Genomic DNA, 16,207 nt, shown 5'->3' with positions numbered 1-16,207 from the left:
TATAGTTAGTGATTACTAAAATAATATAATATTATATAAATTTGTTAGGGTGTGTTAAAATGAATGAAACAGTTACTGTTGTCATACCATCAAGAAATGAAGAGAATTTTATAGGAAAATGTCTAGATTCTTTTATGAGTCAAAGTTATCCTAAAGAGTTAATGGAAGTTTTTGTTTGTGATGGAATGTCAGGAGATAAAACTAGGGAAATAGTTAATGAGTACTCAAAAAAATATGGAAATGTTTTTCTAATAGATAATCCTGGTCTTTCAGCACCAAAAGGAATGAATGAAGGGATTAAAAAAAGTAAGAGTGATATAGTAATAATTTTCGGAGCACATGCCCATGCTGATGTAGATTTTGTTAAAAACAATGTATTAGCCCTACAAAATAATGAGATAGGATGTTCTGGTGGACCTATAAAAACTGTTAGTACAAGTTTAAAAGGTGAGGCCATATCTGAAGCCATGAGTTCACCTTTTGGAGTGGGAAATGCATTATTTAGATATGCCACAGAAAGGGCTTATGTGGATACAGTTGCTTTTGGTGCTTATAGAAAAGGAGTATTAGATTCCATAGGATATTTTGATGAGGAATTAGTTAGAAATCAGGATGATGAACTTAACTTTAGAGTTACAAAAAATAACTATAAGATAATTTTAGATCCAGATATAAAATCAACATACTATAGTAGAGCTTCCTTAAAAAAATTATGGAAACAATATTATCAATATGGATTTTGGAAAGTTAGAGTTATGCAAAAGCATGGAAAGACATCATCAATTAGACATCTCATACCATTAGCTTTTGTTACTACTAATATGATTGGTGCATTAGGATCATTTTTTTGTAAACCAATAAGAATGTTATGGATTTTGGAGCTTTTATTATATTTCACATTAGATATAATATTTTCTGTAAAGAAAAGTAAAGGGAATATAAAAATTCTAGGGTATTTATTTATAATATTTCCCATACTACATTTAAGTTATGGAATAGGCTTTTTAGAAGGATTAATAACTTTCTATTTATTAAAGTCTAAAAATTCTATAGATAAAAATACTAAGATGTCTAGATAAGTTAACAATTAGATTATACATAAATATAAATAAATCTTGCATTTTATGCAAGATTTATTTATATTTAACTAAAAACCAAAGATAAAATATATAAACAAAGAAGGTGATCTTATTGAAAAGAGTTATTTTACTTGTTATAGATAGTTTAGGCATAGGTGAAATGGAAGATATAAAAATAAATAGACCTATAGATGTAGGAAGCAATACTCTAAAGCATATACTAGAAAATAACAAGGAACTAAGTATTAATAATTTAATAAAGTTAGGATTAATAAATGCATTAGGTGAGGAAGTGGGAGATTATAAGAAAGTATCGAATGCTATATATGGCGAAGCTAATTTAACTCATCCTGGTGCTGACTCTTTCTATGGTCATTATGAAATAGCAGGTGCAAAGATAGAAAATCCTGTAGTATATCCCCTAGAGCATTATATAGACAGTATAAAATTTAGGTTGGAAAAGTTAGGATACGGAGTAGAGAAGGTAACTAAATTTCAATCTTCTTATCTTTTTGTAGATGAAGGAATCTTTGTTTGTGATAATATAGAAGCTGAATATGGTAATGTATACTCGGTTATAGGAAGTAATGAAAAAGTAGATTATAATAAAGTAAAATTAATAGCTAAAGAAGTACGAAATATAACTAAAGTTTCAAGGGTGGTTTCAGTAATTACAAAAGTTACTGTAGAAGAATTAACAAGGTGTATTGAGATAAAGGAAGGAAAGTATATAGGAATAAATTCTCCTAAATGCAATTTATATAATAGGGAATATGAAGTTGAACACCTAGGTTACGGTATAAATAATCAGGGTCATTGTATTACAAAATTAAAAAAAATTAATGTACCAGTGATTTCAATTGGTAAAGTTTCAGATATCATAGATGTGGATGTGGATAAAAGAATATATGGAGTTAATACTAATCTTATAATTGAAAATAGCTTGGAGCAAATTAAATCTTTAGATTATGGGTTTATATTTATAAATATTCAAGAAACAGATTTAGCAGGACATCTTGAAGATGTAAAGATGTATGGTAAACAATTAGAAAAAGTTGATAAGTTTATAGGAGAAATAATAAATTTAATTGGTGGAGACGACTTTCTTATAGTTATGGCTGATCACGGAAATGATCCCACAATAGGTCATAGTAAACATACCCGCGAAAGGGTGCCTATTCTTATATATAATAAGTGTATGCACGGTGAAATTTATTTAGGAACTAGAAAAACAATGAGTGATGTCGGTGCAACCATTGTAGAAATATTTAATGGAGAAAGAACAGAGGTAGGAGAGAGCTTTTTTTCTAAATTAAAAATATAAATTATAATATTAAGTTATAAATATTATGATTATGTGATATATTTAATATAAAGGTATTGTGGGACTAATTGAATTATTTTGATAAAGAGGTGTAATAGTGTGACTTTAGATAAGAAAGAAGTACTTAATTTGTTTTGGAAATCTGGAGAAGGAATTGAATTTAAGATAGGTGAATTGTGTAGAAAAAGTGGTAAGTATTATTTTAAATATGAAGTTGAAAGTGTAAAAGAGGCTTTAGAACAAGGATTTGAACTATTGCCCTCATTTCCAAGATTAGATTCTGAATATTTTAGAGAAGAGCTTTTTAGAATTTTTGTAGAAAGAATACCAAATAAAAATAGAAAAGAGTATAATAATAATCTTACTGAAAATGATGAATTTATAGCCTTGAAGGAGACTAAAGGGGTAATGACTAAGGATTCTTTATTTTTTAAGGAATTTTATTATAGCGAAAATCAGGAATTAGATGAAGAGGATAAATTATTAGAAACAGATAAAAAAAATAATAACTAATAAAAAAATCAGGTTTACTTTAACCTGATTTTTTTATTTTATAATTTAACAAAGTAAAGATAAAATTACAATAATTTAATTTAATCAAAACAATTATAGGATAGTATGTAAGAGAAGTACATTACAAGTTGAAGGGGGATAATTATGAAGAAAAGTAATGTAATAATAATACTCTGCATAATTTCTATATTTTCCTTAGGTGTAGTATTAGTAACATTAAAAAAAGGTGATAAGAGGGAGAATAGTTACAAGGCAACTACTTCTCAAGTTAAAAATGAAAATACGAAAGAAAACAAAGAGAAAAAGTTAAAAGGAAATCCTAAATATGTTTTTTTATTTATAGGTGATGGAAATGCTATGCCACAAATCAATGCAGCTGAAAACTATTTATCTGCTAAAGATGGTAATGGAAATAAACCTAATGCGTATAAAATAAAGGAAAACAAATTAAGTTTTACAAGGTTTCCTGTTATGGGTATGACAACTACTTATGCTGCAGACACTTTTATAACAGATTCAGCATCAGCCGGAACTGCTATATCTACAGGAAATAAAACAGATGATGGTGTGATTTCTATGGGGAGTGATAGAAAAACTTCATATAAAACCATAGCTGAAATAGTAAGGGAAAGTGGTAAAAAGGTAGGCATAGTTTCAAGTGTTTCTATAGATCATGCAACTCCAGCAGTTTTCTATGCACATAATAAAACTAGAAAAAATTATTATGAAATAGCTATGAATATGCCTAGGAGTGACTTTAATTATTTTGCAGGGGGAGGATTAAAAGAACCTATAGGTAAGAATAAAGATAAGCCTCATGTACATGAAGAAGCTAAAAAATTAGGATATAAGATAGTTAAGACTAAAGAGGATTTTAATAAACTAAGTAATAAAGAAGAAAAAATAATTGCAGAATCTCCAGTATTAGATGAGGAACAAGCCTTGCCTTATGAAGTTGATAATAGTAAAGATGGAATAACTCTTAAAGAGTTTACTAAAAAAGGTATAGAAGTTTTAAATAATGAAAAAGGTTTTTTTATGATGGTGGAAGGTGGAAAAATTGATTGGGCATGTCATGCAAACGATGCAACAACTTCAATAAAGGATATATAGCCTTTGATGAATCTGTTAAAGTTGCTATAGAATTTTATGAAAAGTATCCAGAAGATACTCTAATAGTGGTAACTGCAGACCATGAAACAGGAGGATTGACTCAAGGGTTTGCAGGAACAGGGTATGATAATTATTACGATTTATTATATAATCAAAAAGTTTCTTATGATAAATTTGATAACATAGTTAAAAATTATTCAGAAGAAAAAAAAGAGAATGCAAAGTTTGAAGAATTTATGCCTAATATAACTAAAAACTTTGGCCTTACAACAGAAGGAACAGATGAGAGATTAAAATTAAAAGATCATGAATTAAAACAATTAAAATATGCTTTCCATATGAGTATGAAAGATGAAAAATCTAGAAAGCTAAACTCACAAGAAAAACTTTTATATGGAAGTTATGATCCATTAACCGTAACTATAACTCATATATTAAACCAAAAGGCAGGTATAGGATGGACATCCTATGCACATACAGGAGTACCAGTTCCAACCTTTGCAAAGGGACAAGGAGAAGAACTTTTCAATGGGTATTACGATAATACTGATATATTTTATAAGTTAAAGATAGCACTTAACCTAAAATAAATATCTAATTTCTAGATAGATAAGAATAGATTTGGATTTATTTTTTATAGAGGTGAAAACTATGCTATGTAAAGAAAATGTATCAAAGATATTTATTTTAGTATTAATTATTGTAATTGGGTTTTTAATTTTTATACCTACTGGATTTGAAAAGCATAAAGATAATATAAAATCCATAAGAGGTAAGGGAAAGATTATAGAAGTAGATAACTCTCAAATGAGGACAAGGGGTATTGTTAAAACAGGAACTCAAACAGTTATAGTGGAAGTTATGAATGGTAAATTTAAGGGAGAAAAGGTTGAAGCGGTAAATAAGGTTATGAGTAAGTTGAAATTGGACAAAATATTCCAAGTGGGCGATAATACATTAATTGTTATAGATTATAACAAAGATGTGATTTCAAATGTTAATGTAATAGATCATTATAGGATAAATATTGAAGGCATACTTTTGTTAGTATTTGTTACTTTAATAATATTAATTTCAGGTTGGACAGGAGTTAAAGCTATTATTTCGTTTATATTTACGATTATGGTAATTTGGAAGGTGTTGATTCCTGGATTTTTAAAGGGGGTAGATCCCATAGTATTATCTTTGGTTTTAGTTACTATAATAACATTTGTCATAATATTTTTGGTAGCAGGTTTTACAAAAAAAGCTTTGGTTGTTTTTTATGGTTAAATGTTGGAATTATAACTACATGTATTTTAGGTATAGTTTTTGGTAAAGCATTTAATATACATGGAGCAATAGTTCCTTTTTCAGAAAGTTTACTTTATAGTGGATATGCACATTTAGATATAACTAAGATTTTTTATTCGGGGATATTTATAGCATCTTCTGAAGCAGTTATGGATGTATCTATGGATATATCTTCAGCATTAAGTGAGATTGTAAATAAGAAACCTGATATTGCAGCAAGGGAAGCTATAAATTCAGGAATTAATATTTCAACGGCAATTCTTGGAACTATGACGACCACTTTATTATTGGCATACTCAGGTGGTATACTGCTATGTTAATGGTTTTTATGGCTCAAGGTGTTCCAATGATAAATATAATTAATATGACATATGTAGCAGGAGAAATACTTCATACCTTAGTTGGAAGCTTTGGGCTTATAACTGTAGCACCTTTTACAGCTCTAGTAGGAGGCGTTATGTTTACAAAAGAAAACAATAAGAAAAAAAGTGAAGAGGAGATTTCTGTGGCTAGGTTTTAATTAACTGTATATTTTCCCTAATAAAATAGACATGTAGGTTAGCTAGATGTTTAAAGTATAACTATGTATAATCCTCGAAATCTGATAGAATTAAAACATAGAATTTAAATGTATAGTACTTATAGGGGGTTTATTTATGGAAAGTAAAAGTAAGGGTATAATTTTTATGCTCATGTCTGCTTTTCTCTATGCTTTAATGAATGTTTTTATAAAATGGGGAAATGATATACCGTTATTTCAAAGAATGTTTTTTACAAATATCGTTACATTTATAATTGCTTTTACCTTTGCTATTAAAAATGGAACTACTTTACTTGGTGAAAAGAAAAATCAGAAGTTTTTATTTATGAGATCTGTGTTGGGATTAGGAGCTATGGTAACAAATTTTTATGCCATAAGCAAACTTATGATAGCAGATTCATCTATGCTAAATAAATTATCACCTTTTTTTGTAACTATCTTTGCATATATTTTTCTGAAGGAAAAGCTCAGTAAAATACAACTCCCAATTTTGGCACTTGTATTCATTGGAGCACTACTAGTAATTAAGCCTAAGTTTAGTATGGGGATGATACCAGCCTTATCAGGATTTATTTCAGCGGTTTTATCTGGTGCGGCATACACCTATTTGAGGTTTCTAGGTGATAAAGAAGATCCCTCTACTATTGTGGTTCATTTTTCATTAATTTCTATGATTGGAACTTTACCAGGAATGTTTTTGAATTTTAAAATACCTGATACAAGGATGAGTTTTATTTTGATATGTATAGGACTTTGTTATGGATTTGCACAAGTTTCCATGACTTTAGCATATAAATATGCTCCAGCAGCAGAGGTTTCTATTTATAATTATATAAATATAATATTTGCATCAATATTAGGTTTTTGTATATTTAGAGAAGTACCAGATGTTTATAGTATCATAGGAGGAGTAATTATAATAAGTGCTGCCATTATTTTATACTTATATGATAAAAAATGTTCAAGTGGGATATTAAAAGAAAGAGAAGTATAAAATTATGTATTGGTACCCATAATAATATTGCTATGAAAATAAAATAAGAGGTGATATTATGACATATACTTTACCAGACTTACCTTATGAATATAATGCTTTAGAACCTTATTATGATGAAGAAACACTTAGGATACATCATGATGTACATCATAAGTCTTATGTAGATGGATTAAATAATGCGGAAAGTAAGTTAGATGAGGCTAGAAGTAAGGGAGATTATGCTTTAATTAAACATTGGGAAAAAGAACTTGCTTTTCATGGTTCAGGGCATATTCTTCATACATTATTTTGGGAAAATATGTGCCCAAGCAAAAATGAACCAGGTGGAAAATTATTAGATCAAATAGAAAAGGATTTTGGAAGTTATGAAAATTTTCAAAAGCAATTTTCTGCAGCAGCTATAGCTGTAGAAGGTTCAGGATGGGCAATATTATGCTGGAATCCTTGTTTTAATAAACTTGTAATTCTTCAATGTGAAAAACATCAAAACTTAACTCAATGGGGTGTAGCACCATTATTAGTTTTGGATGTATGGGAGCATGCATATTACTTAAAGTATAGAAATAAAAGAGCGGATTTTGTAAATGCATTTTACAATATTATTAATTGGAATTCTGTTAATATGAGATTTACAAAGGCTACAAGCTTATAAAACTCCTCATTTGAGGAGTTTTTTTAATAGAAATGATTAGGATCTTTTGTATATAAATCAGTTTGTGGATATATGGAGAAACCATATAATTCATTTTGGAGTTTTTCAGATTTAATTTTATTTTTATTAATTTCCTTATCTTTACGAACAATATAATCTTCTAGAGATTCTCCTACATCCTTATTTTTATAATATGGTACATTGTTTACTAAATTATCTTTATCCATCTCAATACCTCCTTATATATTTATTATCTTCAAAAGTTTAAAAAAAATTCTAATCTAGCTTAAATTACAAACATAATGTTTATTTTTTACTATTTTATAGTATAATCATATTAAACGCTAGGAGAGGAGTGGAGTAGATGAATGTTTTAGAGGTAAGTGGACTTAAAAAGAAACTTGGAAAAGAGTTAATTATAAAGGGAATAGATTTTTCTGTTAAAGAGGGTGAAGTCTTTGGATTTCTTGGACCAAATGGTGCAGGGAAGACAACTACCATTAGAATGATTGTTGGTCTTATTCATAATGATAGTGGAAGTATAAAGATAATGGGACATGATTTAAAAAATGAAAGAGAGAAAGCATTATCAAATGTAGGAGCAGTAGTAGAAAATCCTGAATTATATGGTTATCTATCTGGTAGGGAAAATTTAATGCAGATAGCAAGGATAAGAGGAGTTAAACGAAGGGAAGTAAACAGACTTATAGAGTTAGTTGGGCTTAAAGATAAAATAGATGTTAATGTAAAGAAGTATTCTCTAGGTATGAAACAAAGATTAGGACTTGCTGCAGCTCTAATATCAGATCCTAAGTTACTTATATTAGATGAACCTACTAATGGGTTAGACCCAACAGGAATATTAGATTTTAGAAAAATAGTAAAAACTGCTGCTAAGGAGAGAGGCGTATCTGTATTTATATCTTCACATATTTTAAGTGAAGTTCAGCAATTATGTGATAGAGTAGCTTTTATTAAGGATGGGCTTATTCAATCTATAGAGAGTGTAAATAATGAAGAAGATGAAAGTATAATTACAGTTATAAGATCTTTAGATAATGAACATTGCATAAAAGTTTTAAATGAAATAGATAAAATAGCAGAAATAGTGGAAAGGGAAGATTGTATAGAAATAAAGACTAGTAAGGAAGATATACCTGTAATAATAAAAAATTTAATACATAGAGGTGTTCTCCTTGAGGAATTTTATATAAAACACAAGGGATTAGAGCAAAGATATTTAGAATTAGTTAAGGGGGGAGCTAAATAATGGGTACTTTAATTAAAAATGAGCTAATAAAATTATTTAAAAGAAAAAAGACTTTAGTAGTATTTATAGGATTTTTATTACTTCTATCTGTAGCTACATTTCTACAATATAATACTGAAAAGTCTATTTTAGAAAGTAATAAACCTGAAAATATATTGGCTTCTCATAACAAAACTTTAAAGCATCTAGAAGAAGAAAAGAAAAGTGTAAGTAGTGAATTAAAGGACAAGCCAGATGAATTAACACTAAGAATTAAAGGTATAGATGAGGAGATATTATCAGTAGAAAAAAATATTGCAGAGGTTCAAGAAGTAATTAAAAGTGGTAATAAAGAGCCAGATTGGAAAGTTAAATTACAAGATGATATAAAATTAGGAGAAGCCCAATATGAACTAAATAAAAAAGGTAAAGTTAAAGATTTAGAATTTATAAGATTAAAAATAGAGGAATCCAAGTACCTTCTTAAAAATAATATTAAACCTGTGGAAGACTATAAAGTAAACGGATTTAACTTTTTAAGATTCATAATAAGTAGTTTAGGTATGTCATTTTTAACTATGGGTATAATTGTATTCTCAGCAGATATAGTATCTGGAGAATATACTCCTGCAACACTTAAATTTTTGTTAATTCAACCTATATCTAGAGTTAAAGTACTTTTATCTAAATTTATATCGCTAGTAGCTTCAGCTGTAACATTAATAATTGGTGGAGAGCTTATATTCTTTTTAGGAATTAGTATTTGGAGAGGTATGGGAAATGCAAACTATCCAATAATACAAGGGGTTAAATATGCTTTTGACACGACTAGATTAAATGAGTTTGGTAAATATAATTTAGTTCCCATGACTAACTCAGGGAGTATAATGCCTGTATGGAAGTTCTTAGCTTTAGCTTTGTTGATACAGATAGTATATATAATAACTTGCTGTACCTTAGCATTTTTAATTTCAACCATTGTAAAGAGTAGTATGATGTCCATGACTCTTTCTATAGTTACAGTTATTATGTTTCAGTTCTTATCAGTTGTAATGGGGAAATTCCAAGGATTTAATAGATTTATAGTTACAATGTATTCAAATCCTATAAGCTTGCTAGAAGGCAATCTTGCTTTTCAGATAGGAGATCCAAGCATAAGTACTAAAAATGCCGTGATAATAATGCTTGTTTGGATAATCATATGTTACATTATTTCACATATTAATTTTAAGAAAAAAGATATATTAATATAATATTTAGTAAATATATAAACTTATTCACTCCAAAGAGTTTGTATACATAATATAAATGTATAACAATTCTTTGGAGTGTTTTATTCGTGTTATATGCTTTAATACTAGCCGGTGGAAAAGGAACTAGATTGTATCCACTATCTAGAAATGATAACCCTAAACAGTTTCTAAATATAATAGACGATAAAAGTTTTTTAAGAACTACTGTAGATAGAATACTTCCCATAGTTCCAAAAGAAAATATATATGTAGTTACTAACAAAAATTATTATGAGCAAATTTGTAATGAGATACCAGAAATAAATAAGGAAAATATAATTTTAGAACCAAACAATAAAGAAACTGCTACATGTATAGGCTTTTCAGCTATAAAGCTTTTAAAAAAAGATAATGATGCAACCATGATAGTACTACCATCTGATCACTATATAGCTAATGAAAAAATATTTATAGAAACAATAGAAGAGGCTGTTACAATAGCAAAGAGAAAGAGAGGACTTGTTACGCTAGGAATTACACCTGATAGGCCTGATACTGGTTATGGATATATAGAGATGGGGGACATGGTTAATTCTAAAGTTAATTCTTATAAGGTAAGTAGGTTTCTAGAAAAACCCAATAGTGAAGTTGCTAAAGATTTAATTCTAAAAGAGACTTATCTTTGGAATAGTGGTATGTTTATTTGGAGAGCAGATATATTTTTAAGGGAGATGGAAAAGTATCTACCTGAAATGTATGAGAGATTAATGACAATATATAAAAGTTTGGGTACAAGTGAAGAAGAGAATGTTATTAATGAACAATATAATTTAATTAAAGGAATTTCTGTGGATTTTGGAATAATGCAAAAAACAAGAAAGGCATATGTTATAAAAAGTAACTTTATTTGGGATGATATAGGTAGTTATACTGCTTTAAGTCGATTTATAGAAAATTTCCGGGGTAATAATGTAAAAGGAAATGTCTTTATGGAAGAATGTGAGGATTGTTCTGTATTCTCTAAAGATAAACTAATTATAGGGTTTGGAATAAATAACTTGGTTATAGTGGATACAGATGATGTTATACTAGTTATGGATAAAACTAAAGATCAAGATGTAAAACATTTAGTAAATATTCTTAAGGATAAAGAAGAATATGATAAATATATATAAATATAAAAAAGAAGTTCTATAAAATATATAGAACTTCTTTTTTTACTTAATTAGTGGCAACCAGAACAAGTTGAGCATCCTCCAGCAGGTGGAATCTCTGTTTCTATGGATAGACCGCCATAGCCATTTTCTTCACTGGATTTAATTTGTAATGCACCGAATTCTTCGTTTATATCTTTTTGAACAAGGAAAGTTAAGTCTTCAATCTTTTCTACAAGATCATCTTCTTTTTGTTCATCTAAAGTTATACCGAATCTTGGACCGCTACATCCCATACCAGATACGATTATCCTAACAATATCCGTATCTATATCGCTATTTTTTAAAAGTTCTTTAAGTTCATTTAAAGCACTTTCACTCATTTTAACTATTGCCATATATTTTACCTCACTTTATATTTAGAGAATTTGGTCTTAAATATTATGAATTTAAAGTAAAAACAAGAAGCATTATTATTTGATAAATACACTCAACATATTCAAATATAGAATAATACAAACAAAGTTTTTTTTCAATAGGATTAGGATTTAGTTTTTTAATAGAAGATACTATTAGTATTGTTATTTTAAATAAAAGTTATTCAAAATAAAAAGAGACTCTATAAAAACTATAGAATCCCTTTTATTATTTTAGCCGCAGCTTGAACAACTTCCACATCCGCCAGAAGAAGTTTCTGGTTCGATAGATAGGCCACCATAACCATTTTCTTCACCAGATTTAATTTGTAAACAACCATATTCTTTATTTATATCTTCTTCTACAAGGAAAGTCATATCTTCAACTTTTTCAAAAACATCATTTTCTTTTTGTTCATCCAGAACAAGTCCAAATCTTGGACCACCTCAGCCAATGCCTGATATAACTATTCTAACAGTATTAGTCTCTATTTTATTGTCTTTTAAAAGTTCTTTAAATTCTTTTAAAGCAACTTCGCTTATCTTAACTATTGACATATAGATTACCTCTTTTCATTTTTAATGGGTACAGATTTTATTTAATTATAAAAGTTATATAATAAACTTTATTATATGATAAAAACAATCAAAATTTAGCTTTATACTTATAATAATATAAATAAAACTAATTTTCAATAGGGTATCTATTTGAAATTTCTATAACACATATAGATTATAATATAATTAATTTCTAATTTAGAAATTATAATAAAAAATGACAACATATAACTTAAAAAAAATATTGAATTGAACTTAAAATATGATAGAATAAATAATATTACGCTTAAGATGAAACCATAAAAGGTCGAATATGGAGGGAAATATGGAAAAGGAAAATTTAAAGAAATCCGTTAATTTTTTTAATGCATTATTTTTGGTTATTGGAACTATTATTGGATCAGGTATATTTCTTAAATTGGGTATAGTATTTAAGAATGCTGGTTCTGGAATTATGGGGTTGTGGGCGTGGATTATAGGAGGAGTTATAACCTTATGTTCCGCACTTACTATTGCTGAGGTAGGTACAGCTATACCTAAAACAGGAGGATTATATATTTATCTAGAAGAGTTATATGGAAAGAAAGTTGGATTTTTGTTGGGATGGGTTCAAACTATTATAGGTGCACCAGCGATTTATGCTGCACTTTCTATAGCTTTTATGACTTTTGCATCTTTTTTTATACCTATGAGTGGCATTATGTTAAAGGTGTTTGCAGCAATAGTTTTAATACTTCTAACTTGTTTAAATATTATAAGTACTAGATATGGTGGTTATATTCAATCCGTATCAACTATAGGAAAGTTATTGCCTATAATAATTTTAGTTTTTTTCGGAATTATTAAAGGAGAGGCACAAGTTGTAATATCAATGAAAGATGCATCATTTAGTTCAGGGTTTGGCACAGCCATATTAGGAACTTTTTGGGCTTATGATGGATGGATATATGTTACTAATATGGCTGGTGAATTAAAGAATCCTAAAAGGGATTTACCAAGATCAATTATTTTAGGGGTTTTGTCTGTTATTTTTACATATGTAGTTTTTAATTTTGCTATATTAAAGATTCTTTCATTTGATAAAATTATAATATCAAAAGAGCCTGCCGTTGATGCAGCTACAATTTTGTTTGGAAATCAAGGAGCTGTATTTATAATATTAGGAATTATGGTATCAGTTTTTGGTACATTAAATGGGTATTTGATGAGTGGAGCTAGAACACCATTTGCTATGGCAAGTAAAGGAGAATTACCGTTTTCAGAGATATTGTCAAAAGTTCATCCTAAATTCAATACCCCTATTAATGCATTAATATTACAGACTGTTATATCATTAATATATATATTTAGTGGTAGTTTTAATACCTTAACAGATATGGTTGTTTTTGTACTTTGGATATTCTTTACACTAGGAGTTTTCTCTGTATTTATTTTAAGAAAGAAATATAGTGAAAAAGAAAGACCATATAAAGTACCATTATATCCTATAGTACCTATACTTGGTGGATTAGGTGGAGTATATATATTAGTAGCTACAATTAAAAGTAACCCATTTAATTCATTTATAGGCATAGCAATAACCTTATCCGGCCTAGTTGTATATTATTTTGTAAATAATAAAAATTAAAATCATTAACAATAGAAATGCTCTTTGAATACTTTAATAATAAAAGTAGTTTAGGGAGTGTTTTTTATATGAAAAATTCAATATTGAAATTAAATGCAGTACACAAACGTAAACCATGGGGATGGGAAGATTGGAACTTATGCTGTCATAAAGAGGGAGTATCTATAATAGAAAACTATGATATAGAAGAGAAAAATTTATGGAAATACTTGAATTTTAAAGATTTCCCTATACTAGTAAAAAATATAATGGCAATAAAAGATTTATCAATTCAAGTTCATCCAGGGCATGAGTTTGCAAGAATGGTAGAAAAGGATAATGGAAAAAGTGAATGTTGGTATATTTTGGATTCTAAGGAGAACTCATATATATATTACGGGTTAAAAGAAAATGTAAGTTATGAAAAACTTAAGGATATATTATATAATGGAACTATAGAAGAATTTGTGCATAGGGTCCCGGTGAAAAGAGGAGATTTTATATATATACCAGCAGGAACTATACACGCTATAGGTGCTGGAATAGAACTTTTGGAAATTCAGCAAAATAGCAATATAACTTATAGGATATATGACTATAATAGGGGTAGAGAACTACATCTTGAAAAGGCATTACATGTAATTGATTTAAAAAATAACTTAAATATTAAAAAGATTGATGATTTTAAGATTTTTAAAAGTAATGAATTTATAATAGAAAAAATACGTGTAAGTAAGAGTGGAGTTTTTGAAACCTTGGATAAGTTTCAATGTATTTTCATTTTAGAAGGAGAAGGGGAAATTAAGAATTTGAGTTCAGGGGAAGTACTAGAACTTAAGGAGAAAGATACTTTCTTTATTGAGTCAGGCATAGAATATGAAATTAAGGGAAATATAGAATTTATAAAAACTGGAGAATAAAATATATACCTACTTCAAGTTGGTAGGAAGTAGGTATATACTAAAATTAACTTTTACCTATTTCTTTTAGCACCTTCACCAGAAGTTTTACCAAGTTTTTTAGATTCATTATTTACACCAATTTCATTTGCAGTTTCAACTTTCATTTTCTCTAATTCGGTTCTTGTTTTTTGACTTACTTTTTTATTTTGTTTACTATTTTTATTATTTTTATGTGACATTATATTAGCCTCTGTAAAAGAAGCTTTCACCTCCCCGAAATTTTAGTACATTTTTAGTATTATCAAATTTATAATAAATATTATGTAAGTTTATGGTGCAAAAGGTTAAAATACAAAGAAAAAACAAAAAAATAAAAATGAAATTTAAAAAATATTGAAATACAATTAAAAATTTGATAATATGTAGTTAGTGGAAATTTAGCGAAAATTCAAATAAATAGTAAAGAGGTGACCTCATGCCAGTAACAATTAACGATGTAGCTAAAGAGGCAGGAGTTTCAATAACTACTGTATCTAGAGTGCTTAATAACAATTACCCAGTAAAAAAGGAAACTAGAGAAAAAATAGAAAAGGCTATAGATAAACTTAATTATAGACCGAATATAATGGCTAGAGGATTAATAACTAAAAAAACTTGTGTTATAGGAGTATTGGTTCCAGGAATTACAAATTTGTTTTTTTCAACTATAGTTGAAAGCATAGAAAAATGTATAAAAAAATTTGGTTATAGCATTTCATTGTGTAATACTTGTGGTAGTGCCAAAGAAGAGAAGGAATTAATTGAAGATATTATTTCAAGACAAGTAGATGGAATTATATCTATAGACCCTAATTTAGATAATTTAAAGGAAGGTTATTACAAGAAAATATCAAAAGTATTACCTACAATAGTTATAAAAGGATCATGGAAAGATGATGAGTATAACTCTGTTACTTATGATGAAAGGAAAGGTACAATTGAGGCATTTAAGTATCTTTTAAAATTGAAACATAAGGACATATTATTTGTTAGAGGTAATAAGAGCCTTTCTTATGATATAAAAGAAGAGGTTTATAAAAACATAGTACAGGAACATAAATTATCCTATGATAAGGTGTTAAATGTTGGTGAGGGAAATAGTATAGAAGTTGTAGAAAATACAGAAATTCTATTTGAAAAATTATTAGATAAGGAAAAAAGACCTACTGCAGTTCTTGCATGTAATGATCTTATGGCTATTGGAATATTAAATGTTTGTTCAAAACTTGGTATAAATGTTCCAGAAGATATGTCTATTATTGGTTTCGATAATACCATACTTTCTAGTGTGACAAGACCAAGGCTTACCACAGTGGATCAAAATATGATGCAGGTAGCCAAAGAAGCATCTGTACACCTAATGGAAATGATAGATAATAGTAATAAAACTAAAGTTAGCATAGAACTTCAAACTAAGCTAATATTAAGAGAAAGCTGTGGAGAAAATAATAAAAAGTAAAAGTTAGAAGACATAAAAGTATTGATATATTTTATTCAGTGCATTTATGTTTTTTTACTTTAATAATATTAATGTGTTAT

Annotated in this window: 17 protein-coding genes and 1 pseudogene; 14 read left to right on the top strand and 4 right to left on the bottom strand. The window is 28.0% G+C overall.

Features of this window, described 5'->3' with window-relative positions; genetic code table 11:
- The first annotated feature begins 59 nt into the window (after window positions 1-59).
- From FGL08_RS11135 to FGL08_RS11100, 8 genes and pseudogenes are all read left to right on the top strand, one after another.
- Entirely contained in the window at window positions 60-1,079 is a 1,020-nt protein-coding gene (locus tag FGL08_RS11135; protein ID WP_138210857.1) for a glycosyltransferase family 2 protein, read from the top strand.
- Between the two features lie 112 nt (window positions 1,080-1,191).
- On the top strand, window positions 1,192-2,403 hold the full coding sequence (locus FGL08_RS11130; RefSeq protein ID WP_138210856.1) for a phosphopentomutase: 1,212 nt from the start codon (window positions 1,192-1,194) through the stop codon (window positions 2,401-2,403).
- A gap of 99 nt (window positions 2,404-2,502) precedes the next feature.
- The gene (locus tag FGL08_RS11125) at window positions 2,503-2,916 is read left to right on the top strand and encodes a hypothetical protein (RefSeq protein WP_138210855.1); all 414 of its coding nucleotides are present in this window, start codon (window positions 2,503-2,505) and stop codon (window positions 2,914-2,916) included.
- A 144-nt stretch (window positions 2,917-3,060) separates the two neighbouring features.
- Window positions 3,061-4,029, top strand: coding sequence for an alkaline phosphatase (locus FGL08_RS11120; RefSeq protein WP_138210854.1), 969 nt, complete (start codon window positions 3,061-3,063; stop codon window positions 4,027-4,029).
- Entirely contained in the window at window positions 3,987-4,619 is a 633-nt protein-coding gene (locus FGL08_RS11115; RefSeq protein WP_279232972.1) for an alkaline phosphatase, read from the top strand. Before FGL08_RS11120 ends, FGL08_RS11115 begins: the two co-directional genes overlap by 43 nt.
- 61 nt (window positions 4,620-4,680) lie before the next feature.
- Window positions 4,681-5,842, top strand: a pseudogene (locus FGL08_RS13765) (YibE/F family protein).
- A 136-nt stretch (window positions 5,843-5,978) separates the two neighbouring features.
- Window positions 5,979-6,857: a DMT family transporter gene (locus FGL08_RS11105; RefSeq protein ID WP_138210852.1), complete on the top strand. Its 879-nt coding sequence runs from the start codon at window positions 5,979-5,981 to the stop codon at window positions 6,855-6,857.
- Window positions 6,858-6,915: 58 nt separating this feature from the next.
- Window positions 6,916-7,512: a superoxide dismutase gene (locus tag FGL08_RS11100; protein WP_138210851.1), complete on the top strand. Its 597-nt coding sequence runs from the start codon at window positions 6,916-6,918 to the stop codon at window positions 7,510-7,512.
- A 23-nt stretch (window positions 7,513-7,535) separates the two neighbouring features.
- Here FGL08_RS11100 and FGL08_RS11095 read toward each other — a convergent pair whose 3' ends face one another.
- The gene (locus FGL08_RS11095; RefSeq protein ID WP_138210850.1) at window positions 7,536-7,739 is read right to left on the bottom strand and encodes a hypothetical protein; all 204 of its coding nucleotides are present in this window, start codon (window positions 7,737-7,739) and stop codon (window positions 7,536-7,538) included.
- 137 nt (window positions 7,740-7,876) lie between these two features.
- Between FGL08_RS11095 and FGL08_RS11090 the strand changes: the two genes are divergently transcribed.
- The 3 genes from FGL08_RS11090 (at window position 7,877) to FGL08_RS11080 (ending at window position 11,168) form a co-directional block, all read left to right on the top strand.
- On the top strand, window positions 7,877-8,782 hold the full coding sequence (locus FGL08_RS11090) for an ABC transporter ATP-binding protein (protein ID WP_138210849.1): 906 nt from the start codon (window positions 7,877-7,879) through the stop codon (window positions 8,780-8,782).
- Window positions 8,782-10,014 (top strand): DUF2705 family protein, encoded by a 1,233-nt coding sequence (locus FGL08_RS11085; protein ID WP_138210848.1) that lies wholly within the window; start codon window positions 8,782-8,784, stop codon window positions 10,012-10,014. The genes FGL08_RS11090 and FGL08_RS11085 overlap by 1 nt, the downstream gene beginning before the upstream one ends.
- A gap of 86 nt (window positions 10,015-10,100) precedes the next feature.
- Window positions 10,101-11,168 carry a mannose-1-phosphate guanylyltransferase gene (locus FGL08_RS11080; RefSeq protein WP_138210847.1) on the top strand — a complete coding sequence of 356 codons (1,068 nt, stop codon included), beginning with the start codon at window positions 10,101-10,103 and terminating at the stop codon, window positions 11,166-11,168.
- Between the two features lie 50 nt (window positions 11,169-11,218).
- On the opposite strand, the gene FGL08_RS11075 is transcribed toward FGL08_RS11080, so the two are convergent.
- Window positions 11,219-11,545 carry a HesB-like protein gene (locus FGL08_RS11075; protein WP_138210846.1) on the bottom strand — a complete coding sequence of 109 codons (327 nt, stop codon included), beginning with the start codon at window positions 11,543-11,545 and terminating at the stop codon, window positions 11,219-11,221.
- Between the two features lie 252 nt (window positions 11,546-11,797).
- Window positions 11,798-11,941, bottom strand: coding sequence for a hypothetical protein (locus tag FGL08_RS13455; protein ID WP_171012060.1), 144 nt, complete (start codon window positions 11,939-11,941; stop codon window positions 11,798-11,800).
- Between the two features lie 505 nt (window positions 11,942-12,446).
- Between FGL08_RS13455 and FGL08_RS11070 the strand changes: the two genes are divergently transcribed.
- Window positions 12,447-13,748, top strand: coding sequence for an APC family permease (locus FGL08_RS11070; RefSeq protein ID WP_138210845.1), 1,302 nt, complete (start codon window positions 12,447-12,449; stop codon window positions 13,746-13,748).
- A gap of 68 nt (window positions 13,749-13,816) precedes the next feature.
- Window positions 13,817-14,647 (top strand): class I mannose-6-phosphate isomerase, encoded by an 831-nt coding sequence (locus FGL08_RS11065; RefSeq protein ID WP_171012059.1) that lies wholly within the window; start codon window positions 13,817-13,819, stop codon window positions 14,645-14,647.
- A gap of 53 nt (window positions 14,648-14,700) precedes the next feature.
- Here the strand turns inward: FGL08_RS11065 and FGL08_RS11060 are convergent, their stop codons facing one another.
- Window positions 14,701-14,868 (bottom strand): small, acid-soluble spore protein, alpha/beta type, encoded by a 168-nt coding sequence (locus tag FGL08_RS11060; protein WP_138211332.1) that lies wholly within the window; start codon window positions 14,866-14,868, stop codon window positions 14,701-14,703.
- A 236-nt stretch (window positions 14,869-15,104) separates the two neighbouring features.
- On the opposite strand from FGL08_RS11060, the gene FGL08_RS11055 reads away from it, so the two are divergent.
- Window positions 15,105-16,127, top strand: coding sequence for a LacI family DNA-binding transcriptional regulator (locus FGL08_RS11055; protein ID WP_138210843.1), 1,023 nt, complete (start codon window positions 15,105-15,107; stop codon window positions 16,125-16,127).
- The last annotated feature ends 80 nt before the right edge of the window (window positions 16,128-16,207 follow it).

Source organism: Hathewaya histolytica (assembly GCF_901482605.1).
In the GTDB taxonomy this organism is placed as follows: domain Bacteria; phylum Bacillota; class Clostridia; order Clostridiales; family Clostridiaceae; genus Hathewaya; species Hathewaya histolytica.
The sequence above is the reverse complement of the archived record's forward strand: the minus strand, read 5'-3'. Positions and strand labels throughout refer to the sequence as shown.